Annotated in this window: 7 protein-coding genes and 1 pseudogene; 7 read left to right on the top strand and 1 reads right to left on the bottom strand. The window is 75.8% G+C overall.

Annotated features, from left to right (window positions below; genetic code table 11):
- The first annotated feature begins 35 nt into the window (after positions 1-35).
- Positions 36-1,391 carry an MFS transporter gene (locus ACFZB9_RS17910; RefSeq protein WP_391448159.1) on the top strand — a complete coding sequence of 452 codons (1,356 nt, stop codon included), beginning with the start codon at positions 36-38 and terminating at the stop codon, positions 1,389-1,391.
- A gap of 86 nt (positions 1,392-1,477) precedes the next feature.
- Positions 1,478-1,978 carry a peptidylprolyl isomerase gene (locus tag ACFZB9_RS17905; RefSeq protein ID WP_391448157.1) on the top strand — a complete coding sequence of 167 codons (501 nt, stop codon included), beginning with the start codon at positions 1,478-1,480 and terminating at the stop codon, positions 1,976-1,978.
- A gap of 101 nt (positions 1,979-2,079) precedes the next feature.
- Here the strand turns inward: ACFZB9_RS17905 and ACFZB9_RS17900 are convergent, their stop codons facing one another.
- Positions 2,080-2,997: a LysR family transcriptional regulator gene (locus ACFZB9_RS17900; RefSeq protein WP_391448154.1), complete on the bottom strand. Its 918-nt coding sequence runs from the start codon at positions 2,995-2,997 to the stop codon at positions 2,080-2,082.
- A gap of 156 nt (positions 2,998-3,153) precedes the next feature.
- Here ACFZB9_RS17900 and ACFZB9_RS17895 point away from each other — a divergent pair, with 156 nt between their 5' ends.
- From ACFZB9_RS17895 to ACFZB9_RS17875, 5 genes and pseudogenes are all read left to right on the top strand, one after another.
- Complete coding sequence (locus ACFZB9_RS17895) at positions 3,154-4,083, top strand: NAD-dependent epimerase/dehydratase family protein (RefSeq protein ID WP_391448153.1); 930 nt, start codon at positions 3,154-3,156, stop codon at positions 4,081-4,083.
- 26 nt (positions 4,084-4,109) lie between these two features.
- Positions 4,110-4,275: pseudogene (locus ACFZB9_RS17890) on the top strand (aldo/keto reductase); the annotation flags it as partial.
- Positions 4,276-5,320: 1,045 nt separating this feature from the next.
- Positions 5,321-5,551, top strand: coding sequence for a hypothetical protein (locus ACFZB9_RS17885; protein ID WP_391448152.1), 231 nt, complete (start codon positions 5,321-5,323; stop codon positions 5,549-5,551).
- 162 nt (positions 5,552-5,713) lie between these two features.
- Positions 5,714-7,072 carry a serine hydrolase domain-containing protein gene (locus tag ACFZB9_RS17880; protein WP_391448150.1) on the top strand — a complete coding sequence of 453 codons (1,359 nt, stop codon included), beginning with the start codon at positions 5,714-5,716 and terminating at the stop codon, positions 7,070-7,072.
- A gap of 169 nt (positions 7,073-7,241) precedes the next feature.
- Positions 7,242-25,187: a non-ribosomal peptide synthase/polyketide synthase gene (locus ACFZB9_RS17875; RefSeq protein ID WP_391448148.1), complete on the top strand. Its 17,946-nt coding sequence runs from the start codon at positions 7,242-7,244 to the stop codon at positions 25,185-25,187.
- Position 25,188 lies beyond the last annotated feature (1 nt).

The raw sequence follows: 25,188 nt of genomic DNA, 5'->3' as shown, positions 1-25,188 counted from the left end.
CGCTGCCGGTCGGCGCTCCGAGAAACGGATCCGTGATGTCCCTCGATGAGGCGGTCGGCCCGGCGCGGACCCGGCGCGAGCGACTGGGCCTGCCGCGCGTCCGGGGTACCGGGCCGCTCCTGACGGCGTCGCTGGTGGACAGCCTGGGATCCGGACTCTTCCTGCCGTACACGCTGCTCTACTTCCTCGACACCACCCGGCTTCCGCTGGCCGCCATCGGGGTCGCGCTCTCCGCGGCCGCGGCCCTCGCGCTGCCGTGCTCCGCGCTGTTCGGCCCGCTGGTCGACCGGATCGGCGCCCGCCGCTCGGTGGCGCTGGCCAACCTGGTGCAGGCGGCCGGCTTCCTCGGCTATCTGAGGGCCGGATCCGCCTGGCAGATCACGGCCTTCGGGTTCCTGGCCAACGCCGGGCAGAACCTGTTCTGGACGGCGAACGGTGCCCTGGTCGGCCTGGTCTGCGAACCGGCGGACCGGGCGCGCTGGTTCGGCCTGCTCCGGGTGGTGCGCAACGCGGGCACCGGGGTGGGCGCGCTGCTGGCCGCGGCGCTCGCGACGGGTGCCGGCCCGACCGGCGGCCGGGCGGTGGTGGTGGCCAACGCGGGCAGCTTCCTGCTGGCGGGCGCCGTGCTCGCCCGGTGGCGGCCGCGCGAGCCCGGTGCCGGTGCCGGTGGTCCTGGTGCCGGTGCTGGTCCCGTCACCGCTCCCGCTCCCGCCGCCGCCGCGATCGCCGCGTCGACACCGGAGCGGCGCTCGGCCGGCGGCTACCGGGCGGTGCTCGCCGACCGCCCGTTCGCGGCGCTCAACGCCGCCACCTTGCTGTTCGTCCTCAACCTGCTGGCGGTGCCGCTGGTCCTCATGCTCTACACCACCCGGACCCTGGGCCGGCCCGCCTGGGTGGCCGGGCTGCTGATCGCCGGGAACACCGCACTGGTCGCGGCCCTGCAGACGCCGCTGGCCGAGCTGCTGCGCCGCCGGTACGGCCCGTACCGACTGCGGTTGGCGGCCGCGATGTTCGCCGCCGCCTCGGTCCTGTTGTGGTCGGCGGCCGCGGCCGGCACCGGGTGGGCCGCGGTCGGCCTGGTGGCCGGTCTTCTCGCCTACACCGCGGGCGAGATCGTCTGCTCGCCCGTGCTGCCCGACCTGGTGGCCTCGCTCGCTCCGCCAGGTCTGAGCGGCCGGTACTTCGCCCTCCACCAGACCTGCTGGAGCCTGGCCACCGTGCTGGCACCGAGCCTCTTCACCCGGCTGCTGGACCGGGGGAGCGCCTGGCTCTGGACGGCGCTGCTCGCGGTGGCCTGCCTCGCGTTCCTGCTGGCCACCGGAATCGAACGCCCCCCGCGCGGGCGGGAACGGGCCGCAGCAGGCGCCCTTCGCGGCCCGAACATGCTATGACCCCCGGGGAGTACCAGCAAACCGCACGTCAGGACGCTAAGCTCCCAGCTTGTAAGGATTCCGACACCCAAGCGAAAGAGCGCACAATGGCTGACACCGGAGCGAACGTCTACTTCGACGTGACCGTGAACGACGAGCCTCTTGGCCGGATCGTCTTCAAGCTGTTCGACGAGGTCGTGCCGAAGACCGCGCGGAACTTCCGCGAGCTGGCCACGGGCGAGAACGGCTTCGGCTACGCCGGCTCGGGGTTCCACCGCGTGATCCCCGCCTTCATGCTGCAGGGCGGTGACTTCACCAACCACAACGGCACCGGCGGCAAGAGCATCTACGGTGCGAAGTTCGAGGACGAGAACTTCCAGCTGAAGCACGACCGTCCGTACCTGCTCAGCATGGCCAACGCGGGCAAGAACACCAACGGCTCGCAGTTCTTCATCACGACCATCGTCACCGACTGGCTGGACGGCAAGCACGTCGTCTTCGGCGAGGTCGTGGAGGGCGAGGAGATCGTCAAGAAGATCGAGGCCCTGGGCTCGCAGAGCGGCGCCACCAAGGGCAAGATCACCATCAAGGAGTCGGGCACGCTGTAGTCCCTCCGGTGGCCCGTCGGGGCGGTCCTACGGGGCGTCCCCGACGGGCAGGTGGCGGCTCCCGGCTCACGTGACCGTGGCCGGGAGCCGCCGTTTTCGCGTCAGCGATCCCCCTGCCCGATCAGGCGGGCGGCCAGCTCCTCGGCCAGTCGGGCGGCGGGTCCGCGCCGGCGGCGGGCCAGCGCCAGCCCCAGGTGGCGGCGCGGGCCGGGCTCGGCCAGCGGGAGCGCGACCAGCTCCGGGTGCCGGGTCAGGCCGATCTCGGGGATCAGCGCGATGCCGATGCCGGCACGTACCAGGGACTGCGCGAAGTCGTAGTCCGTCGCGGTGCAGGCGATCCGCAGCTCGACACCGGCCGAGGCGGAGTGGCGGGCGAGCTGGGCGGCGGACTTGTGGCAGCCCAGGATCCAGCGCTGGTCGGCGAGTTCGGCCAGCTGCAGCGGCGCGGGGCGGGCCCGGTGGCCGGCCGCGGCCGGGTGGTCGCGCGGCAGCACGACGCGCAGCGGGTCCGTGCCCAGCGGCGTCCAGTCCAGGCCGGAACGGTCGCCGGACCGGGCGGGCGGCGGACCCTCGAAGTGGTAGGCGAGGGCCAGCTCGGCCCGCCCCTCGCGGACGGCGGGCAGGCTCTCCTCCGGCTCCGCCTCCAGAATGGTCAGTTCCACCTCCGGATGGTCGGCGACGAACCCGGCCAGGGCCGTGGGCAGCAGCCGGCGGCCCGCGCTGGCGAAGGTGGCGACGGTGAGCGTCGTCTGTACGGCGGTCAGGCGGTCGATGCGCTGCTGCGCGTCGGTCAGCTCGGCGGCGATCGCGTCCGCGGCCTCCACCAGCAGCCGGCCGGCGTCGGTCAGCGTGACGCCGCGGGTGGAGCGTTCGACCGCCGCCGTGCCCAGGCCGCGCTCCAGCGCGGCGATCTGCTGCGAGACCGCCGACGGCGTGCAGCGCAGCGTCAGGGCCGCCTGGTTGAAGCTTCCGTGGCGGGCGACCTCGCGCAGCACGGTCAGCCGCTGGACGTCGATCAATAGTTCTCCTGATGACGAGGGGGTGAAGTGGACACTACTACTGATGACCACCGCCCGACAGACTGGTCACCGAGGACGTCACAGGACGTCAAGGCCGTCACCGGACGGCAGAGGACGTCAAGGTCGTCACAGGACGGGCCGGGAGGGAAACGCGGCATGGACGTGTGCGTGATCGGCGGGAGCCGCTATTTCGGGCGGCGGCTGATCGAGGAACTGCGGGACGCGGGCGCGGCGGTGACGGTCGTCAACCGCGGCTCCTCGCCCCCACCGCGCGGCGTGACCCGGCTGCGGGCCGACCGCGACGACGAGGCGGCGCTGCGTGCCGCACTGGCCGGCCGGAGCTTCGACGCCGTGGTCGACCAGGTCTGCTACACGCCGCAGCAGGCGGCCATCGCCGCCCGGGTCTTCGCCGACCGCACCCGGCGCTATCTGCTGACCTCCACGGTCGAGGTCTACGCCGAGCTGGGCCGGCCGGGCGGGCCGGCCCTCGCCGAGCAGGCCCTCGACCTCTCGGCCTGGCCGGTGGACCTCGAACTGCCCTGGAGCGAGGAGCACTTCCGGGCCGAGAACTACGGCGAGGGCAAGCGCCAGGCGGAGGCGCTGCTCACCCGGGAGGCGCCCTTCGAGGTCGCCACCGTCCGCACCGCGCACGTCCTCGGCGGCGGTGACTTCACCGGGCGGCTCGCCCACTACGTCGAGCGGATCGGCAACGGCCTGCCGGTGGCGGTCCACGCCGCGCCCCAGGGCGCCTCCTTCGTCCACGAGCCGGAGATCGCCCGCTTCCTGGCCTGGGCTGTGGCGGCGGACTTCACCGGTCCGGTCAACGCGGCGTCCCACGGGACGCTGGACGCGACCGAGTTGTGCGCGGCGATCGGCCACGCGGCCGGCCTCGCGCCGGCGCTGGTGGTCGGCGCCGGCGACGACCTCTCGCCGTTCTCCTTCGAGCGCTGCTACGCGATGGACACCGGCCGGGCGGAGCGCCTGGGGTTCCGCTTCTCGTCGGTGGGCGACTGGCTGCCGCTGCTCCTGCAGGAGACCCGGGCCGGCCTTGAGGCCCGTGCGGCCGTCGAGGAGGCCCGGCGATGACGCGGACCCCGACCTCGCCCACCACCGGTCGCGGCCGGCCCGGCGGCGGGTCGTGGACGGTCGACGGCGATCCGCGCCACCTGCGGCGGGCGGCCGAGGGGTCGGCCGCCCGGCTCGGTGGGGCGGCGATCGGCCTCTACCAGCTGCACAAGCCGGACCCCGCCGTGCCGTTCGCCGACTGGGCGCGCGCCGGCCGGCCGGTATCCGCGACTCCGCGGCGGCGGCCGGACTCACCCTGTCGGCGGCGGAGCCGGCCACGCTGCACCTGTGACGCCCGGCTGGGCCAGCCGCTCTGTGCGGGGTGCGGGCAGCGGGGCGTCGTGGTGCGGGCAGCGGGACCTCGGCCGCGCTGCAACGTCACGTCCGGCTGGGCGTGAATTGTCGGACAGGCCCTGGGCCCCGACGGCAGCACGGCATGCCCCCACCTCCTCGACGCGGCCGGGGACCCGATGGACTCGGCCTCGCGGCAGGTGAACGTGGCTGGACCGCTCGGGGCCCTGACGGGCGACCGGCCTCGGACCAGCTCAAATGGCAACTGTCCCTCCAGTTTACCGTGTTGGGGCGCCGGCCGTGCGGTTTCCGGGTTTGCGCCGCGGTGGTCGGGCAGACGCGAGGGCGGCGACCTGGCCGGGATATCACACCAGGGCCGGATCGCGTGAGAGTTGACCCTCGTTCAACCGCAAGGGGTTGCAACGGAGTGACGCACCGTGAAGACTGTGGCGGGTTCGTCGTTGTGAGCGTTCCTGTCCCCGGCTCCGTGCGATCCGTATCGCCTGCCGTGGAGGGGTTCCGCGCAGCGGTTCGATGGAAGATGTTGGGGGGTTTGCTATGTCGGGTTGGTCCGCTGTGCCGGCTGGGGCCGGAGATGACGGCCGACCGCTGAACCGCTCCGTCCTTCGACGGGCGTGTTGACGCGGCCTCGTTCTGCCGTGCTCTGCTCTGTTGTGCTTCGCTGTGCCGGGTCCTGCTCCGCCGTGCTCTGTTCTGCCTCGACAACAGGCTGACGGCACAAAGCCGTTCGTCCCTCCCCGGGACGTTGCCTGAGTCGCACCCGCCTCGCCGGGGCGCCCTCGCGGGCTCCGGCGCGGTGCGGTTCTGCGTGCGGGCGGACAGGTCGGCGGACGAGCGAGTGGGTATCGGCGCCGCCTTCGCGGCCGCCTGCCGGCTCGCCATGCCCTGCCCGGCGCTGCCCCTGCCTGGTCCCGGCTTCCCCCGGAGCCGTGCTCAAGGAGAAAAGTTGACTGGCAATCAGATACGGTACTACTCAGTAGCTTTGGAGGACATACCCGAACGCCGGCGTAAGTTACGCGAGACCGGACCGGTGCGCTACGCGGCGGGCCGGCAGGTCTGGCGGGTCTGGCAGGTCTGGCGGGTCCTGGGCCACGAGAGCGTGGCCACCGTGCTCGCCGATCCGGTCACGTTCTCCTCGGACCTCTCCCCGCTCGCCCCCACCGCGGGGTCCACCTGACGCATCATCAGAGAGTCTTCTTCGTCGCCCTGTTGCCGGTCGAGGTCGTCAGAACCTAGGCCGCAAGGTCCGGCGCATCCGCGCCCCGGTCGGCCCCCGCGCTCACCCGCGGCCGGCCGCCACGTCCGCACATGAGACCCAGTCCACGGGAGCCCCCTTCTCATGCCGTACTCCAGCACCGCCCTGGTCCGCGAGCGCGCGCCGTTCCTCTTACAGCGAGAGCTGCAGGACCGGCTCGACACCCTGGCGCGCAGACACCACGTCCCTGGAGCCCAACTCGTCCTGGACACCGGCTCGGAGGTCCTCGCCCTGCACACCGGTGCGGCCGATGCCACCACCGGCGCCCCACTCACCGCGGACACCGCCGTCCCGCTCGGCTCGCTCACCAAGCCCTACACGGCCGCCCTGGTGATGCTGCTGGCCGACGACGGTGACCTCGACCCGGACGACCCCGCCGCGGACTACCTCCCCGAGCTGCGCAAGCTGCCTGAAGTAACGATCCGCCAGCTGCTGAGCCACACCGGCGGCCTGCCCACCGGGCCCGACTCCGACACCGCGGGGCGGACCACACCGGCCCACTACCTGGCCTCCGTGTGCACCGCCCGGGACGTGCTGTTCCCGCCCGGGACCGACTTCTCCTACTCCAACGCCGGCTATGTCGCGGCCGGCCGGCTGGTGGAGGCGGTGACCGGCATGCCGTGGCACGAGGCCGTGCGCACCCTGCTGCTGGAGCCCCTGGGCACCGTGCCCGCGGTGCTCGGCATCCCGGCCCCCGCCCGCCCGGTCGCCGCCGGCCACGCCGTCAACACCGCCACCGGCCGGGTGCGTGCGGTGCGGCAGAACCTGGCTCCGCTGGAGGCCCCGGCCGGCGCCCTGCTGGCGAGCGCCGTCGACCTCGCCGCGCTCGGCCGCGCGCTGGCCGGCCGCAGCGAGGTCCTGCCGAAGGCCGTCGCCCTGGAGATGCGCCGCCCCCAGCCCGCCGCCCGGCCGGGTGTGCTGGCGGACGGCTGGGGGCTGGGCCCGGCCCTCTTCCGGCAGGACGGCCGGCTGTGGTGCGGCCACGACGGCAACGCCCAGGGCACCTCCTGCCACCTGCGGGTCGAGCCGGACAGTGGCGTGGTGGTCGCCTTCACGGGCAACGCCGGTGCCGCCACCGCGCTCTGGCGCGACCTCGCCGAGGAGCTGGCCCGTGTCGCCGGCGTGCGGGTGCCCGCCGCCATCGCGCCGGTGGCCCTGCGCGGTCCCGTCGCCCTGCTCTCCCTGCCCGAGTGCGCGGGGGACTACGTCAACGGCGGCATCCGGTACCGCGTCGCGCTGGAGCCCGACGGCTCGCCGACGCTCTCGGTCGACGGCGACCTGCCGATCCCGCTGCTCTGCTACCCCGATCTGTCCTGCGATCTGGTCGACCCGGACACCGGTCGCCCCGAGCCCGGCGGACGGTTCCACCGCGACCCCGCCACCGGTGTGATCGACCGGGTCCAGATATCCGGGCGCACGGCCCGCCGCACCGGCCCCGCCTGAGCCGGCCGGCCCGACCACCGGCCCGACCACCGGCCCGCCCGCCAGTTCGCAGCGCCGGGCAGCACCCGGGCGCGCCCGCACACCCACCGGCACCGCCGCCGTGGGTCTGCGGGCTGCCCGCCCGCCCCTCGCCCGCGCCGCCTCCTCCCGACCCAGAAGGACTTCACGCATGGCCGACCAGCCCGACCAGCCCGTAGCCGCGTTGAGCTCGCCGCAGGCCGGTGGCACCGCCGAGCCGCCGGCCGGCGGCGTGGCCCCGCTGCCGGGAGACCGGACGCTCGGTGAGCTGTTCGCCGCCTGGGTCGCCCGCACCCCGCACGCGCCCGCGGTGACCGACGGCCGGCGCACCTGGAGCTACCGGGAACTGGCGGCCCGGGCCGACCGGTTGGCCGCCCACCTGGAGCGGCGCGGTGCCGGACCGGACCGGACGGTGGCGCTGGTGCTGCCGCGCTCGATGGAGCTGATCGCGGCGGAGCTGGCCGTCGCGCGGGCCGGCGCCGCCTTCCTGCCGGTGGACCCGGCCTACCCCGCCGAGCGGCGGGAGCTGATGCTCACCGACGCGGCCCCCGCGGTGACCCTGGACGACCTGACCGAGGTCCGCGGGGTGCTGGAGGCCGACAAGGCGGACGGGTCGGACGGCGCGACCGGGTCGGACGGGTCGGACGGCGCGACCGGGGCGGGCGGCCCGGGCGGCGTCGAACGGGCCGCTGCCCTCCCGCCCTTGGCCGGCACCGACCACGCCGCGTATGTGATCTACACCTCGGGCTCCACCGGCCGGCCCAAGGGCGTGGTGGTCACCCACCGCGGCATCGGCGGGTTCACCGCGGCCGCCATCGAGCGCTACGCGGTGCGGCCCGGGGACCGCGTGCTGCAGTTCTCCTCGCCCAGCTTCGACGCCTCGGTGCTGGAGCTCTTCATCTCCGTGCTGTCCGGCGCCACCCTGGTGATTCCCCCCGACGGCCCCTGGCTGGGCGAGGAACTGGCCGCCGTGCTGGACGAGCACCGGATCAGCCATGCCCTCATCCCGCCGGCGGCGCTGGCCACCCTCCCCGCCCCCGGGCCGGGGGAGGGCATCGTCGCGGGCCACCTGCGCACGCTGATCGTCGGCGCCGAGGCCTGCCCGGCCGCGCTGGTGGACCGCTGGGCGCCCGGCCGACGCATGATCAACTCGTACGGCCCCACCGAGGCCACCATCGTCGCCACCTGGACCGGGCCGCTGTCGGCCGGCACCGGCACACCGTCGATCGGCGGCGCGCTGCCGCACACCCGGGTGTACGTCCTGGACGCCGCGATGATCCCCCAACCAGCCGGCGTGGACGGTGAGTTGTACATCGGCGGGGGCGCGGTGGCGCGCGGCTACCTGGGCCGCCCGGGCCTGACCGCCGCGCGCTTCGTCCCCGACCCCTTCGGCGTCCCCGGCGCCCGGCTCTACCGCACCGGCGACCGGGCCCGCTGGAGTGCGGACGGCGAGCTGGAGTTCCTCGGCCGGCTCGACCGGCAGGTGAAGCTCCGGGGCTTTCGGATCGAGCCCGGGGAGATCGAGACGGCGCTGCGCGCGCAGCGCGAGGTGGCCGAGGCCGTCGTCGTGGTCCGCGAGGACGAACCCGGCCAGCAGCGGCTGGTCGGCTACGTCACTCCGCTCGCGCCGGAGCACACCCCTGATCCCGGGGCCCTGCGGGCCGCCTTGGCCGCCGCCCTGCCCGCCCACCTGGTGCCCGCCGCGATCGTGGTCCTGGAGACCCTGCCGCTCACCGCGCAGCACAAGATCGACCGGCAGGCGCTGCCCGCCCCCGCCCGCCCCACCGCGGCCGGCCACCTCGCGCCGCGCACCGCGCCCGAGCGGGCCCTGGCCGCCATCTGGGCGCAGGCGCTGGGGGTCGACGCCGTCGGGGCGGCTGACGATTTCTTCGAGCTGGGCGGCGACTCGATCCTCGCCGCCAAGGTGCTGGCCCGGGTGCGGGCGGAGCTGGGCGTGCGGCTCACCCTGCGGGACCTCTTCACCGCGCGCACCGTCGCCGCGCTGGCCCCGCTGCTGGACGAACGGCACGCCGCCGCGCCGCCGGAGCCGATCCCGCCCGCCCCGCGCGAGCGTCCGCTGCCGCTGTCCAGCGCCCAGCGGCGGCTGTGGTTCCTCGACGACCTGACCGCCGGCAGCACCGAGTACAACACCGGCGTGGTGCTGCGGCTGCGCGGCACCGTGGATCCCGAGGCCCTGCGCCGCGCACTGGACCGCCTGACGGACCGTCACGACTCGCTGCGCACCACCTTCGCCACCGTCGAGGGGCAGGGCGTGCAGCGGATCGCCCGGGCCGGCTCGCTGCCGCTGCGCACGGCCGACCTCGGCGAGCTGCCCGCGGAGCTGCGCGCGGCGCAGGCCGACCGGCTGCTGACCGAGGAGCTGGGCCGCCCCTACGACCTGTCCACCGGACCGCTGGCCCGGGCGCTGCTGGTGCGCCTGGCCGCCGACGAGCACCTGCTGCTGCTCGGCCAGCACCACATCATCACCGACGGCTGGTCGGTGGGCGTCCTCACCCGCGAACTGGCCGCGCTCTACCGCGCGCAGGTCACCGGCGAGCCGGACGGCCTGCCCGCCCCGGCCCTGCAGTACCCCGACTTCGCGGTGTGGGAGCAGCGGGGGCAGCGGGCCGACGAGGCCGCGGACCTCGACTACTGGAGGCGGTGGCTGGCCGGACTCGAAACCCTGCAGCTGCCCACCGACCGGCCCAGGCCCGAGCTGCGCACCACCGCCGGCGCCGCGCACCACCACCACCTGCCCGCGCAGCTGGTCGACCGGCTGCGGCAGCTCGCCACCGGCCGGGGCGCGACCCTCTTCACCCTGCTGGCCGGCGGCTGCGCGCTGCTGTTCGCGCGCTGGTCCGGCCGGCGGGACGTGGCCTTCGGCACCGTCACCAACGGGCGTGAGCGCCGCGAACTGGAGGAGGTGAGCGGCTTCTTCGCCAACACGGTCGTGCTGCGCGGCGAGGTGGACGAGGCGGCCACCGTCGACCGGTTCGTCGAGACCATGCGCACGACCGTGCTGGACGCCTTCGTCCACGCCGGGGTGCCCTTCGACCGGGTGGTCGAGGAACTGGCCCCGCCCCGGGACCCCAGCCGCACCCCGCTGGTGCAGGTGCTCGTGGTCCAGCAGGCCACCGCCGCCGCCCTGCCGCCCGCCGGCGGCCTGCGGTTCGAGGACCATCCGCTGCCGCGCCCGGCGGCCCGCTTCGACCTGGTGCTGGAGTTCGCCCCGCACGCCGCGGGCGGCTGCACCCTGACGGCCGAGTACAACACCGACCTGTTCGACGCGCCGACCGTGGCCCGGCTGACCCGCCACCTGCACCGCCTGCTGGCGGGCATGGCGGACGGCCCGCAGCGCACGCTGGCCGAACTGCCCATGCTCACCGAGGAGGAGGAGCGCACGCTGCTCGACTCCTGGAACCCGCCCGCCCTCGCCGGCCGGGACCTTGCGGCCGCGCGGCAGGCCGGGCCGGATGCCGGGCTGCCCGCGGAGATCTCCCGCCTGATCAGTGGGGGAGCGGCCAGGGTCTACCTCCTGGACGGCCAGCTGCGCCCGCAACCCCAGGGCGTGGTGGGCGAGTTGTACCTCGGGGGCGATGCGCCGGCGCGCGCGGAGCCGCACCGCCCCGGGCCGAGGGCCACCCGCTTCGTCGCCGACCCGTTCGGCCGGCCGGGAGCGCTCATGTACCGCACCGGGGAGCTGGTGCGCTGGACCCCCGATCGCGGGCTGGAGTACGTCGGCCGGGTCGACCAGCAGGTCAGGGTCCGGGGCCTGGGCATCGACCTCGGCGAGGTGGCGCAGGCGCTGCGCGGCTGCGAGGGCGTGGCCCAGGCGGCTGCCACCGTCCGGGCGGACGACGGCACCCGGCGCCTGATCGGCTATGTCGTCCCCGCTCCGCAGGCCGACCTGGAGCCCGAGGCCGTGCGCCGGGCGCTCGGCCGCACGCTGCCCGACCACCTGGTCCCCGCCACCGTGGTGGTGCTGCCCGCGCTGCCGCTGGACGCCGAGGGCGGGCTCGACCGCAGCCGGCTCCCCGACCCGGGACCGGCCGTGCGCGCCGTGCGCCACGTCGCCCCCCGCACGCCCACCGAACAGGCCTTCGGCGTCATCTGGGCGCAGGTCCTGCACCTCGAACGGGTCGGCGCCGACGACAACTTCTTCGAACTCGGCGGCGACTCGATCCTGAGCATCCAGGTGGTGGCCCGGGCCCGGCAGGCAGGGCTGCAGGTGACCTCCCGGGACCTCTACCGGCACCAGAGTCTCGCCGCCCTCGCCCGGTGCGCGGACGCCGCGGGCAGCCGGCAGCCGGCCGCTCCCGCCGCGCTGCCCGCCACCGGACCGAGCCCGCTGACGCCCATCCAGCGCTGGTGGTTCGACAACGCCGCCGGCCGGGCCGGCCACTTCGCCCAGGCGCTCTCCCTGCGCCTGCCCGAGGAGGTGGACCCGGCGGCCCTGGAGGAGGCGCTCAACGACCTGCTCGCCCACCACGACGCGCTGCGCTCGGCCTTCTCCGCCACCGACGCGGTGTCAGGTGCCGATGCCGGTGCTGCCGACGCCGCCGGTGTGCGCTGGCGGATCGAGGACCGGCTGCCCCGGATCGCCCTGCCGCGCCACAGCGGGCCCGACACCGACACCCCCCACTTCGGCCCCTTCGACCTGGGCCGGGACCCGCTGCTGCGCGCCGTGCTGCACGAGCGGGGTCCGGGCCGCCCGCCGGTCCTGCACCTCGCGGTGCACCACCTGGTGGTGGACGGGGTCTCCTGGCGGGTGCTGCTGGAGGACCTCGACACCGCCTACCAGGCCCGCCGCGAGGGCCGCGACGGCGCGGCGGCGCTGCCCGCGAAGTCCTCGGCGCTGCGGCACTGGGCCGGGCGGCTGGCGGCGTACGTCGCCGAGGGCGGCTTCGAGGACGAGTCGGCGTACTGGGCGCAGGCCGTCCCGGCGGCGAGCGGACCACGGGCGCTCGAACCACTGGCCGCCGACCCGTTGGCCGCCGAGCCTTCGGCCGCTGACCCGTTGGCCGTCGAGCCGGCCGGCGCCGGCACCTATGCCTCGGCCCGCTCGGTGACCGTGCGGCTGAGCCCGGCCGACACCTCGGTCCTGCTGCGCACCCTGCCCGACACCTACCGCACCCAGGTCAACGACGTGCTGCTGAGCGCCCTGGGCCGGGCGCTGTGCGTGGCCGGCGGGCCGGAGCGGGTGGTGGTGGACGTCGAGGGGCACGGCCGGGAGGAGCTCTTCGCCGACCTCGACCTCAGCCGCACCGTCGGCTGGTTCACCACCCGCCACCCCGTCGCCCTGGCCGTGCCCGCCGAGGCCGGCTGGGACGCCGTCCTCAAGCAGGTCAAGGAGCAGCTGCGTGCCGTCCCCCGGCACGGTCTGGGCTTCGAGGCCCAGCGCCGGCTGGGCCGGCCCGGCACCGCACCCCAGGCGGCGCCTGCCCGGATCAGCTTCAACTACCTGGGGCGCCTCGGGTTCGGTGCGGGCTCGAAGGGGCTGGTCCGCGGCACCTTCCGGCCGCTGGAGCTGGACGCCGACCCGCTGACGACGCGTCCGCACCCGTTGGAGGTGGTCGGCCACCTGGACGGCGACGCGCTGGAGTTCACCTGGTTCTACTCCGACCAGGTGCACCGGCGCTCGACGGTCGAGGCGTTGGCCGAGCGGTTCGCCGAGGCGCTGTCCGATCTCGCCGGGTACGCCGCGCGGCCGGGCACCGGCGGGCGCACCCCGTCCGACTTCCCGCTCGCCCGGCTCGACCAGGCCGCCGTGGACCGGATCACCGGGGAGGACCCGGGCGCGGTGGCGGACGTGCTGCCGCTGACACCGACCCAGTCCGGCATGCTCTTCCACGGCCTGGCCCAGGAGGACAGCGGGGTCTACTTCCAGCAGCTGACCTTCGTCCTGGACGGCGTCGCCGACCCGCACGCGCTGGCCGCGGCCTGGCAGTGGGCGAGCGATCGCACCGAGGTGCTGCGCGCCCGCGTCCGCTGGCAGGAGGTGCCCGAGCCGCTGCTGGTGGTGCAGCGCCGGGCGCCGGTGCCGGTGACCCAGCTGGACTGGCGCGAGCTGTCCGAGGACGAGCGCCGCGGCCGGCTGGCCGAGCTGCTGGACCACGACCGGGCGCGCGGCATCGACCTGGCGCAGGCTCCGCTGCAGCGCCTGGTGCTCGCCCGGGTCGGCGAGAGGGCCGTGCAGGTGGTGTGGTCCTTCCACCACCTGGTGCTCGACGGCTGGAGCCTGTTCCAGGTGCTCTCCGACGTCTTCGCCGCCCACGCGGCGCTGCCCGGCTCCGGGGCGCCCGCCGTGCCCGAGCGCCGCCCCTTCGGCGAGTACGTGGCCTGGCTGCGCGAGCGCGACTGGGCGCGGGCCGAGCGGCACTGGCAGGACCGGCTGGCCGCGCTGACCGAGGCCACCGCGCTGCCCTTCGACCGCGAGCCGCGCGACAGCCACCGCGCGGAGTCCACCCGGGCCGTGAAGGTCACGCTGCCCGCGGCCGCCACCCGGGCGCTGGAGAGGTTCGCCAAGGGCTCGGGCCTGACCCTGAACACCCTGGTGCAGGGCGCCTGGGCACTGCTGCTGGGCCGTCAGGCAGGCCGGGACGAGGTGGTGTTCGGCACCACCGTCTCCGGGCGCCCGGCCGAGCTGCCCGGCTCCGAGAGCATGACCGGCCTGTTCATCACCACCCTGCCCACCCGGGTCGCGCTGCCGGCCGACGGCACCCTGCTGGACTGGCTGCGCGCCCTGCAGCGGGAGCAGAGCGAGGACCGGCGCTTCGACTTCGTCCCGCTCACCCGGATCCGGAGCTTCACCGAACTCGCCGAGCGGGTCGCCCTGTTCGACAGCATCGTGGTCTTCGAGAACTACCCGGTGGACGGGGAGCTCGCCGCCGCGCACGGCCTGCGGCTGAGCGGTCTGGACGGCATCGAGACCACCAACTACCCGCTGAGCCTGGTGGCCTACCCGGGGCAGGAACTGGCCCTGCGGCTGTGCTACGACCCGGAGCTGTTCGACGCCGCCACGGTGCGGCGGCTGGCCGGGCACCTGACGGTGCTGCTGGGCGGCATGCCCGAGGGCGGCCACCTCGCGCCCACCCGGCTGCCGTTGCTGACCCCCGAGGCGCGCGCCCGGGTGCTCGGCGCGTGGAACGACACCGCCACCGAGCTGCCCGAGCGCAGCGTGGCCGAGCTCTTCGCCGAGCAGGTGCGCCGCACGCCCGAGGCCCTCGCGCTGGAGGCCGGCCACGAGCGCCTGAGCTACCGCGAACTCGACGCCCGCGCCGAGGCCCTGGCCCGCCGCCTGCTCGCGCTCGGCACCCGGGTGGAAGAGCCGGTCGGGGTGCTGATGAACCGCTCCGTGGGGCTGATCGTCGCCCAGCTGGCCCTGGTCCGCACCGGCGCGGCCTACCTGCCGCTGGACGGCCGGGCGCCGCGCGAGCGGCTGCGCCGGATGCTCACCGAGGCGGGCGCCGAGCTGCTGCTCACCGACGCGGACTGGGCGAGCACGGCCCACGAGCTGTGCCCGGGCGAGGGGGTCCTGCGCCTGGACGGGACGGGCGCCGCCGCCGATGCGCCGGAGCCCACCGGCAGCACGCCGGCCCCGGCGGTCCACCCCGACAACGTGCAGTACCTGATGTTCACCTCCGGCTCGACCGGCGCCCCCAAGGGCGTCGCGGTGCGCCAGCGCGATGTCGCCGCGCTCGCCCTGGACCGGGCCTTCACCGGCCACGACCGGGTGCTGGTGCACTCCCCGCACGCCTTCGACGCGGCCACCTACGAGGTGTGGGTGCCGCTGCTGCGCGGCGGCACGGCCGTGCTGCTGCCGCCGGTGGAGCTGGACGCCGACCTGGTGCGCCGCGCCGTCACCGAGCAGGGCGTGCGCTGCCTGTGGCTGACCGTCGGCCTGCTGCGCCTGCTCGCCCAGGAGGACCCCGGCTGCCTGCGCGGCGCGCGCGAGGTGTGGACCGGCGGCGAGGCCGTGCCGGGCGCGGTGGTGCGCCGCGTGCTGGACGCCTGCCCGGAGCTGACCGTGGTGGACGGCTACGGCCCGACCGAGACCACCACCTTCGCCACCCGCCGGGTCTTCCGCGCCGGTGACGCGCTGCCCGCCGTGCTGCCCATCGGACGCCCGCTGGACAACACCCGGGTGTACGTGCTGGACGACGCGCTGCAGCCGCAACCGCCGGGCATCGCGGGGGCGTTGTACATCGCCGGCGCCGGACTGGCCCGGGGCTACGCGGGGCGGCCCGGCGAGAGCGCCGCCCGCTACCTCGCCGACCCCTTCGGGCCGCCCGGGAGCCGGATGTACCGCACCGGCGACACCGCGCGCTGGAGCGAGGACGGCGAACTGCACTTCGTGGGCCGTGCCGACGACCAGATCAAGATCCGCGGATTCCGCATCGAACCCGCCGAGATCGAGGCGCGGCTGACCAGCCACCCGGACGTCGCCGAGGCCCTGGTCTCGCTCCACCAGGACGCCGGACGCAAGCGCCTGGCCGCCCACCTGGTCCCGGCCACCGGCGCCACGCTGCCGCCCGCCACCGAACTGCGCGCCCATCTGGCGGCCGAACTGCCCGACTACATGCTGCCCGCCGCGTTCGTCGCGGTGCCGGCCCTGCCGCTGACCGCCAACGGCAAGGTGGACCGGCGGCAGCTGCCCGCCCCCGACTGGTCGGCGGCCCAGGACAGCGCCTACCGGGCCCCGCGCACCGGCACCGAGCGGGTGCTGGCCGACCTCTGGGCCGAGCTGCTCGGCGTGGCGAGGGTCGGCGTCGACGACAACTTCTTCATGCTGGGCGGCGATTCGATCCTGAGCATCCAGGTCGTCTCCCGCGCCCGCGCCGCCGGGATCGCGCTGAGCCCGCGCGACCTGTTCCGCCGGCCCACCATCGCCGCGCTGGCCGCGGCCGCCGGCACCGCCGTCACGGTGGCGGGCACCGAACCGGTGCACGGCGAGGTCGGGCTGAACCCCATCCAGCACTGGTTCCTCGACCCGCACCCCGCACACGCCGACTTCTTCAACCAGTCCGTCGTCCTGCAGGTGCCCGCCGAGGTCGACCCGGGCCTGCTGCGCCGCGCCCTGACGGCCCTGTGGGCGCACCACGACGCCCTGCGCTCCCGGTTCACCACCGACGGTGACGGCGACGGCGGCTGGCAGCAGGACTGCGCCCCCGCCGAGGCCCCCGCGCCCGAACTGCTGGAGGTCTGCGAGCTCGGCGGCCTGACCGAGGCCGCGGCCGAGCGGGCCGAGGCCGAACTGACGGAGGCCGCCCACGAGTCGTTCCGCCTCGACACCCGCCCGCTGCTCACCGCCCGGCTCTTCACCGCCGCTGCCACCCGCCCCGCCCGGCTGCTGCTGGCCGTCCACCACCTGGTGGTTGACGGCGTCTCCTGGCGGGTGCTGCTGGAGGACCTGGAGACCGCCTACCGGCAGGCCGCCGAGGGCCGGCCGCTGCGCCTGCCCGCCCGCACCACCTCGGTGCGGGAGTGGACCCGCCGGCTGCGCGCGCACACCGCGAGCGGCGGCTTCGCGGACCAGCGCGCCCACTGGGAGGCGGTCGCCCGGCACTGCGCCGTCCCGCTGCCCCAGGACGGCGAGGGCGCGACCGCTGCGGACGGCAACACCGCAGCCGAGACGCGGGCGGTGACCGTCCGGCTCGACCGCGAGCGCACCGACGCGCTGCTGCGTCAGGTGCCCGGGGTCTACCGCACCCGGATCGACGAGGTGCTGCTCACCGCGCTGGGCCACGCGCTGGCCGGGTGGACCGGGCGGCGGACGGTCGCGGTCGGCCTGGAGGGGCACGGCCGCGCGGACCACCTGTTCGAGGACGTCGACCTCTCCCGCACCGTCGGCTGGTTCACCGCGCTCTTCCCCGTCGCCCTGCAGGTCCCCCAGGGGGACTGGGGCACCGCGCTGAAGTCGGTCAAGGAGCAGCTGCGGGCCGTGCCGGACCGGGGCCTGGGCTACGGCGCGCTGCGCTACCTCGGCCGTGAGGAGCGCCTGACCGGTGCGAAGACCCCCGGCATCAGCTTCAACTACCTGGGCCGCTTCGACTGGTCCACCGAGGTCGCCGAGGCGGCCGGGGACGGCCGGGACGGCGCCGCCCTGGTCCGCGCCGTCCCCGGCGGCCTCGGCGGCGCGGAGGCGCCCGGCACCCCGCGCCCGCACCTGCTGGACGTGGTGGCCCGGGTCGAGGACGACCGCCTGGAGGTCAGCTGGTACTACAGCAGCGCCCGGCACCGCGAGGCGACCGTCGCCTCGCTCGCCGAGGCCATGCTGAGCGCGCTGGAGGGCATCGTCGCGCACTGCGCCGACCCGGACGCCGGTGGCCGCACCCCCTGCGACTACCCGCTCGCCCGGCTGGACCAGGCAGCGGTGGACCGGCTGGTCGGGGACGGCCGCGCGGTGGCGGACCTCTACCCGCTGACGCCGATGCAGGCCGGCATGCTCTTCCACAGCCTGCTGGACCCGCAGGGGCGCAGCTACGTCAACCAGGTGCAGCTGGTGCTCTCCGGCGTCACCGACCCGCTCGCGCTGGCCGAGGCCTGGCAGCGCACCGCGGACGCCAACCCGATCCTGCGCACCCGGCTGGCCTGGCAGGAGAGCGCCGAGCCGGTCCAGATCGTGCAGCAGCGGGCCGCCCTCGCGGTGACCCAGCACGACTGGAGCGCGCAGCCGGCCGGACACGTCGAACGCGAGACGGCCCGGCTGCTCGCCGAGGACCGGCAGGCCGGCATCGACCTGGGCAGGGCGCCGCTGATGCGCCTGGCCCTGATCCGGCTCTCCCCGACCCGGGTGCGGCTGGTGTGGACCTTCCACCACGTGCTGCTGGACGGGTGGAGCGCGGCCCAGGTCTTCGACGAGGTGTGCGAGCGGTACGCCGCCCTCACCACCGGACGCCGCCCGCAGCTGCCCGAGCGCGCCCCCTTCGGCGACTACCTGCGCTGGCTGGCCGGCCAGGACACCGCCGCGGCCGAGCGGTACTGGCGCGAGAGCCTCGCCGGCTTCCTCGCCCCGACCGAACTGCCCCGCGACCGGCGGCCCACCGAGGCGCACCGCGCCTCGTCCTCGTCCTCGGTGCGGGTGACCCTGGAGCGCGGGCTGTCGGCGCGGCTGCGCGAGGTGGCCCAGCAGGCGGGACTGACCGTCAACACCGTGCTGCAGGGCGCCTGGGCGCTGCTGCTCTCCCGCTACGGCGGCGGCGAGGACGTGGTGTTCGGCACCATCGTCTCCGGCCGGCCCGCCGAACTCGCGGGCGTGACCTCGATGGTGGGCCTGTTCATCAACACCCAGCCCACCCGGGTGCGGATCGCGGCACAGCGCCCGCTGCTCGGCTGGCTGCGCGAGCTACAGAGCGCCCAGTCCGAGGCCCGGCGGCACGACTTCGTCTCGCTCGCCCAGCTCCAATCCTGGAGCGAAGTACCGGGCGGGATGAGCCTGTTCGACAGCATCGTGGTCTTCGAGAACTACCCGTTCGACGAGAACGCGGTGGCCAGGCACGGCCTGGCCGTCGAGTCGGAGCGCGACGTGGAGCCGACCAGCTACCCGCTCAGCGTGGTGGTGGCCCCCGGCGAGGCCCTGGCGGTCAACCTCGACTACGACCCGACCGCCTTCGACGCCGCGACCATCGAGGGCATCGGGGCGAGCCTGCGCACCCTGCTGGCGGCGATGGCGGACGGCCTGGACCGCCCGCTCGCCGAACTGCCGCTGCTGGAGCCCGAGCGCGGCCGCGAACTCGTCCGGCGCTTCGGCGGGACGGTGACCGGGGCGCCGCGCGGCACCCTGCCCGAGGCCTTCGCCCGCCAGGCCGCGCGCACCCCCGAGGCGGTGGCCGTGCGCTGCGGCGCCGAGCAGCTGACCTACCGGGAGCTGGCGGAGCGCGCCAACCGGCTGGCCCGGCTGCTGATCGCCGCCGGCGCCGGCCCCGAGCGCTTCGTCGCCCTCGCGCTGCCGCGCACCGCCGACCTGGTCGTGGCGCTGCTCGCGGTGCTGACGAGCGGCGCCGCCTACCTGCCGGTGGACCCCGGCTACCCGGCCGAGCGCATCGCGTTCCTCTTCGAGGACGTGCGGCCCGACGCCGTCATCACCAGCGCCGACAGCGCCGACCGGCTGCCGCAGGGCACGTTCACCAGGATCGTGCTGGACGAACCCGGCTGCGCGGCCGCGCTGGCCGCCGCCTCCGGTGCCCCTCTCGGCGACGAGGAGCGGCGGGCAGCCCTGCTGCCGGACCACCCCGCCTACGTGATCCACACCTCCGGCTCCACCGGCCGCCCCAAGGGCGTCGTGGTCGCCCACGCCTCGGTGCTGGCCCTGACCGACTGGGCCGCCGCCGAGTTCGCCGACCGCGGACTGGCCCACCTGGTGGCCGCCACCTCGCTCAACTTCGACGTCTCGGTGTTCGAGATCTTCTCGCCGCTGCTCTCCGGCGGCTGCGTGGAACTCGTCCGCGACCTGCTGGCCCTGGCCGAGCGCGCCGAGCCGTGGCGGGCCGGCCTGCTCAGCGCGGTGCCCTCGGCGCTGGGCCGGCTGCTGGCCGAGGACGCGCTGCGGCTGACCGCCGACACGGTGGTGCTGGCGGGCGAGGGCCTGCCGGCCCGCACCGTACGCCAGGTGCGCGCGGCGATACCCGGCTGCCGGGTGCTGAACATCTACGGCCCCACCGAGGCCACCGTCTACGCCACCGCCTTCACCTGCGACCCCGCCGACCCCGACCGCGACCCGCCGATCGGCCGGCCGGTCGGCGGCGCCCGGGCCTACGTGCTGGACGAGCGGCTGCGCCCGGTGCCCGTCGGCGTGCCGGGGGAGCTGTTCCTGGCCGGCACGGGCGTGGCGCGCGGCTATCTGCGCCGCCCGGGCCTGACCGCCCAGCGGTTCGTCCCCGACCCCTTCGGGCCGCCGGGGGAGCGCATGTACCGCACCGGCGACCTGGTGCGCTGGAGTGCCGAGGGCGACCTGGTCTACGTCGGCCGCGGTGACGACCAGGTCAAGGTGCGCGGCTTCCGGATCGAACTCGGCGAGGTCGAGGCCGCGCTGGCCCGCCACCCCCGGGTGTCGGCCGTTGCCGCCCGGGTGGTGGAGCACGACGGCCACCGCCGGCTGGTCGGCTACGCGGTCGCCCGCGACGGCGAGCTGCCCGACGCGGCCGCCTGGCGCGAGTTCCTCGGCCGGAGCCTGCCCGACCACCTGGTGCCCGCCCTGGTGGTGCCGCTCACGCGGCTGCCGCTGGGCGCCACCGGCAAGCTCGACCGGCGCGCCCTGCCCGAGCCGGTCTGGGCCGCCCCGGCCCGCGGCAGTCGGCGGCCGCCGCGCACCGAGGCCGAACAGACCCTCGCCGCGATCTGGTCCGAGGTGCTGGGCGTGCCCGAAGTGAGCGCGGACGACAACTACTTCGCGCTCGGCGGCGACTCGATCCTGGGCATCCAGATCGTCTCGGCCGCCCGCCGCGCCGGCCTCTCGCTCACCCCACGGCACCTGTTCGCCCACCAGACACTGGCCGAACTCGCGCTGGCCGCCGAGCACTCGCCGGTCGCGGCCGTCACCGCCGAGCAGGGCGCGGTGGTGGGCGAGGTCCCGCTCGGCCCCGTCCAGCACTGGCTCTTCGACACCCTCGGCGGCGATGCCGCCCGCCTCACCCAGGCCGTCTCCTTCCAGCTCGCCACCGACCCGGACGAGACGCTGCTGCGCTCCGCCCTGGCCGTCGTACTGGAACACCACGACGCGCTGCGCCTGCGGTACGAGAGGGCCGGCCAGGGAGCCTGGCGCCAGTACGGCACCGCGCCCGGCGCCGCCCCCGAGCTGCGGGTGCACGACCTGACCGGCGAGCAGGCGGGGCAGGCCGCAGCCCGGCTGGAGGCGCTGACCCAGGCGCTGTCCGAGGGCTTCGACCTGACGGCCGGTCCGCTGCTGCGCGCCGCGCTGTGCCGCCTGGGCGAAGGCCGGCCCCCGGTCCTGCTGCTGGCGGCCCACCACCTGGTGGTGGACGCGGTCTCCTGGCGGCTGATCCTCACCGACCTGGAGAGCGCCTACCAGGCGCTGAGCGCGGGCGGGCGGCCCGACCTCGGGCCCAAGAGCACCTCCTTCCGCGCCTGGGTCCAGCAGCTGGCCGCGCACACCGCGGCCGGCGGCTTCGACGACGAACTCGCCCACTGGCAGGCCACCGGGCGCGACACGCAGTCCGAGCTGCCCAGGGACCTGCCCGGCGCCAACACGGGAGCCACCGAGCGGACGGTGACCGCCGGCCTGGACGCCGAGGAGACCCGCCGGCTGCTCCAGGAGGTCCCGCAGGCCTACCGCACCCGGGTCAACGACGTGCTGCTGTGCGCGCTCGGCCGGGTGCTGGCCCGCTGGACCGGGCAGGAGAGGGTGGCGGTGGCGCTGGAGGGCCACGGCCGCGAGGAGCTGTTCGAGGACGTGGACCTCGCCCGCACCGTCGGCTGGTTCACCACGATGTACCCCGTCGCGCTGGACGTGCCCCGCCGGGCCGACCTCGGCAGCGCGCTGAAGACGGTCAAGGAGAACCTGCGGGCCGTGCCGCGCGGCGGGCTGGGCTACGGCGCGCTGCGCCACCTGCACCCCGCGCCGAGCCCGCGGCTGCCCGGGCTGCCGCAGGTCGGCTTCAACTACCTGGGCCGCCAGGACTGGAGCGCCACCGCGGGCGGCCTGCTGGCGGGCCCGCACGGTCCGCTCACCGGCGGGACGGACCGCTCGGCCCAGCGGCCGCACCTGCTGGACGTGCTCGGTCAGGTGACGCAGGGCCGGCTGGAGTTCACCTGGTCCTACTCCGGCGAGGTGTACCGGCGCGAGACCGTGGCCCACCTGGCGGCCGAACTCGCCGATGAGCTGCGGGAGATCGCCGCGCACTGCGCCGGTCCCGGGGCCGGGGGCCGCACCCCGTCCGACTTCCCGCTCGCCCGCCTGGACCAGGCGGGGGTCGACCGGCTGGTCGGCACCGGCCGCGAGGTGGCCGAGGTCTACCCGCTCACGCCCACCCAGACCGGCATGGTCGTGCACGGCCTGGACGAGGCGGACAGCGGCCTGTACATCGAGCACATCACCTTCGTGCTGGACGGCGCCCGCGACCTGGCCGCGCTGGCCGCCGCCTGGCAGCACGTGGTCGACCGCACGCCGGTGCTGCGCACCGCCGTGGCCCTCACGGGCGTGCCGGTGCCGCTGCAGGTGGTGCACCGGGAGGCGACGCTGCCGGTGACCGAACACGACTGGAGCGACCTGCCGGCCCACCGGTGCGGGACGGAGCTGGAACGGCTCTTCGCCGAGCAGCGCGCCGGGCTGACCCTGGACCGGGCCCCGCTGCTGCGCCTGGCGCTGGTCCGGCTCGGGCCCGAGGCGGTCCGGGTGGTGTGGACCTTCCACCACGTCCTGCTGGACGGCTGGAGCGTCTTCCACGTGCTGGGGGACGTGCTGGCCGCCCACGCCGCGCTCGCCCGCGGGGAGCGGCCCAGCCTGCCCGAGCGCCGGCCCTTCGGCGACTACGCCGCCTGGCTGGCCGCCCGCGACACCGGCGCCGCGGTGGAGCACTGGCGCGGTGCGCTGACGGGCCTGAGCGCGCCCACCGCGCTGCCCTACGACCGCCGGCCCGCCCGGCACGCCACGGCCCGCTGTGACAGCTGGCTCTCCCAGCGGCTCGACGAGGCCGGGACCGGCCGGCTCCAGGAGTTCGCCCGCCGCCACCGGCTGACCCTCAACACCGTGGTGCAGGGCGCCTGGGCGCTGCTGCTGTCGCGCTGGAGCGGCGAGGGGCAGGTCTGCTTCGGCACCACCGTCTCCGGCCGGCCCACCGACCTGAGCGGCGCCGACACCATCGTGGGGCTCTTCATCACCACCCTGCCCGCGCGGGTCACCGTCGACGGCCAGGCGCCCTGCGGTGCCTGGCTGCGCGAGGTGCAGCAGGCGCGGGCCGAGGACCGCCGGTTCGACCACCTGCCGCTGGGCGAGATCCGAGGCCTGAGTGAAGTACCCGCCGGGACAGCGATGTTCGACAGCCTGGTGGTCTTCGAGAACTACCCGGTCGGGGATGCCACGGCCGGCGCCCACGGCCTGCGGATCCGCGACCTCGATGCCAAGGAGGCCACCAACTACCCGCTCACCGTGGTCATTTCCCCCGGCGACCGGATCGGTGTGGAACTCGGCTACGACGCGCGGTACTTCGAGCCGGCCACGGCCGAGTCGCTGGCCGGCCAGCTGCTGCACACCCTGGCCACGCTGGCCGACTGCGAGGAGAGCACGCGCCTGGACGAGCTCGACGTGCTGCCCGCCGAGCAGCGGGCCCGCCTGCTGCGCGCCGCGGTGCGCCCGCGGCTGGGCGCCGTACCCGCCGCCACCCTGCCCGCCCTGGTGGAGGCCGCGGTCGACCGGTGGCCGGGCGCGGTGGCGCTCAGCGGCGCCGGCCTGGAGCTGTCCTTCGCCGAGGCCGAGACGCACGCCAACCGTCTGGCGCACCGGCTGATCGCCCGCGGCGCGGGCCCCGGCGACCTCGTCGCCCTGCTGCTGCCGCGCTCGGCGGACATGGTGCTGGCCCAGCTGGCGGTGGTGAAGGCGGGCGCCGCGTTCCTGCCCGTCGACCCCGGTTACCCGGACGAGCGGGTCGAGCTGATGCTGCGCGACGCCGCCCCCGCCCTGGCCCTGGACGCCAAGGAGATCGCCGAACTGCTGGCCGCGCCGCCGCAGGGCGTGCCCGAGCACCGGCCCACCGACGCCGACCGGCTGCGCCCGCTCGGCCTGGACGATCCGGCCTACGTGATCTACACCTCCGGCTCGACCGGCACCCCGAAGGGCGTGGTGGTCACCCACCGCGGGCTCGCGGCGTTCAGCGCGGCCGAGGCCGCGCACTATCAAGTGGCCCCAGGGGACCGGGTGCTGGCCTTCGCCACGCCCAGCTTCGACGCCTGCGTCCTGGAGCTGTGCATGGCCCTGCCGCACGGCGCCCGCCTGGTCGTCCCCGCCCCCGGCCCGCTGCTCGGCGCCCACCTGGCCCGGGTGCTGCGCGAGGAGCGCATCACCCACACCCTGCTGCCACCGGCCGCGCTGGCCACCGTGCCGCCCGAGGTGCCGGGCACGTTGCCCGCCCTGAAGACGCTGGTGGTGGGCGCGGACACGTGCGGCGCCGAACTCGTGGCCCGCTGGGCCCCGCACCACCGCATGGTCAACTCCTACGGCCCCACCGAGGCCACCGTGGTCGCCACCTGGTCCGCGCCGCTCACCGCGGACGGCGCCGCGCCGCCGATCGGCCGCCCGCTGCCGCAGACCGGCGCCTACCTGCTGGACGCACGGCTGCGCCCGGTCCCCGACGGCGTGACGGGCGAGCTGTGGCTGAGCGGACCGGCCCTGGCCCGCGGCTACCTGGGCCGCCCGGGCCTGACCGCCGCCCGCTTCACCGCCGACCCGTTCGGGCCGCCCGGCACCCGGATGTACCGCACCGGCGACCGGGTGCGCCGCGACGCCCACGGCGAGCTGCACTACTTGGGCCGCACCGACCACCAGCTCAAGCTGCGCGGCCACCGCATCGAGGCGGGCGAGGTGGAGGCGGCCCTGGTGCGCCACCCGGGCGTGCTGGACGCGGTGGTGAGCGTGCGCGAGGACGACACGGGGCAGCCGCGCCTGGTCGCCCACCTGCTCGCGGCCCCGGGCACCGAGCAGCCGGGCGGCGCCGAGCTGCGCGCGCTGGTCGCCCGCTCGCTGCCGGGCTCCATGGTCCCCTCGGCCTTCGCGGTGCTGGAGCGCTTCCCGCTCACCGAGAACGGCAAGACCGACCGGGCAGCGCTGCCCGACCCCACCCCCGCCGAGGCGGAGCCGGCCGAGCACCTGGCGCCGCGCACGCCCACCGAGGAGGCGGTGGCGGTCATCTGGGCCGAGACCCTGGAGACGGCCGTGGGCGTGACGGACGACTTCTTCCTGCTGGGCGGCGACTCCATGCGCGCCCTGCTCATCGCCTCCCGCGCCAACGACGCCTTCGCCCTCGCGCTGACCCCCCGCGACGTCCTGGTCTCGCGCACGGTCGCCGCGCTGGCGGAGCTGGTGGAGGAACAGGTGCTGAGCGAACTCGAAGCCGCCGCCCGAGGCGACCACGACGATGACGAACGGTGAG

The sequence above is a fragment of the Kitasatospora sp. NPDC008050 genome, assembly GCF_042957465.1.
GTDB lineage: Bacteria > Actinomycetota > Actinomycetes > Streptomycetales > Streptomycetaceae > Kitasatospora.
This window is presented reverse-complemented; position numbering and strand designations above follow the sequence as displayed.

Excerpts from the sequence above, each read along its gene's own strand:
- ACFZB9_RS17910 (WP_391448159.1), top strand. The coding sequence starts at position 36 with ATGTCCCTCGATGAGGCGGTCGGCCCGGCGCGGACCCGGCGCGAGCGA.
- ACFZB9_RS17895 (WP_391448153.1), top strand. The coding sequence starts at position 3,154 with ATGGACGTGTGCGTGATCGGCGGGAGCCGCTATTTCGGGCGGCGGCTG.
- ACFZB9_RS17880 (WP_391448150.1), top strand. The coding sequence starts at position 5,714 with ATGCCGTACTCCAGCACCGCCCTGGTCCGCGAGCGCGCGCCGTTCCTC.
- ACFZB9_RS17905 (WP_391448157.1), top strand. The coding sequence starts at position 1,478 with ATGGCTGACACCGGAGCGAACGTCTACTTCGACGTGACCGTGAACGAC.
- ACFZB9_RS17875 (WP_391448148.1), top strand. The coding sequence starts at position 7,242 with ATGGCCGACCAGCCCGACCAGCCCGTAGCCGCGTTGAGCTCGCCGCAG.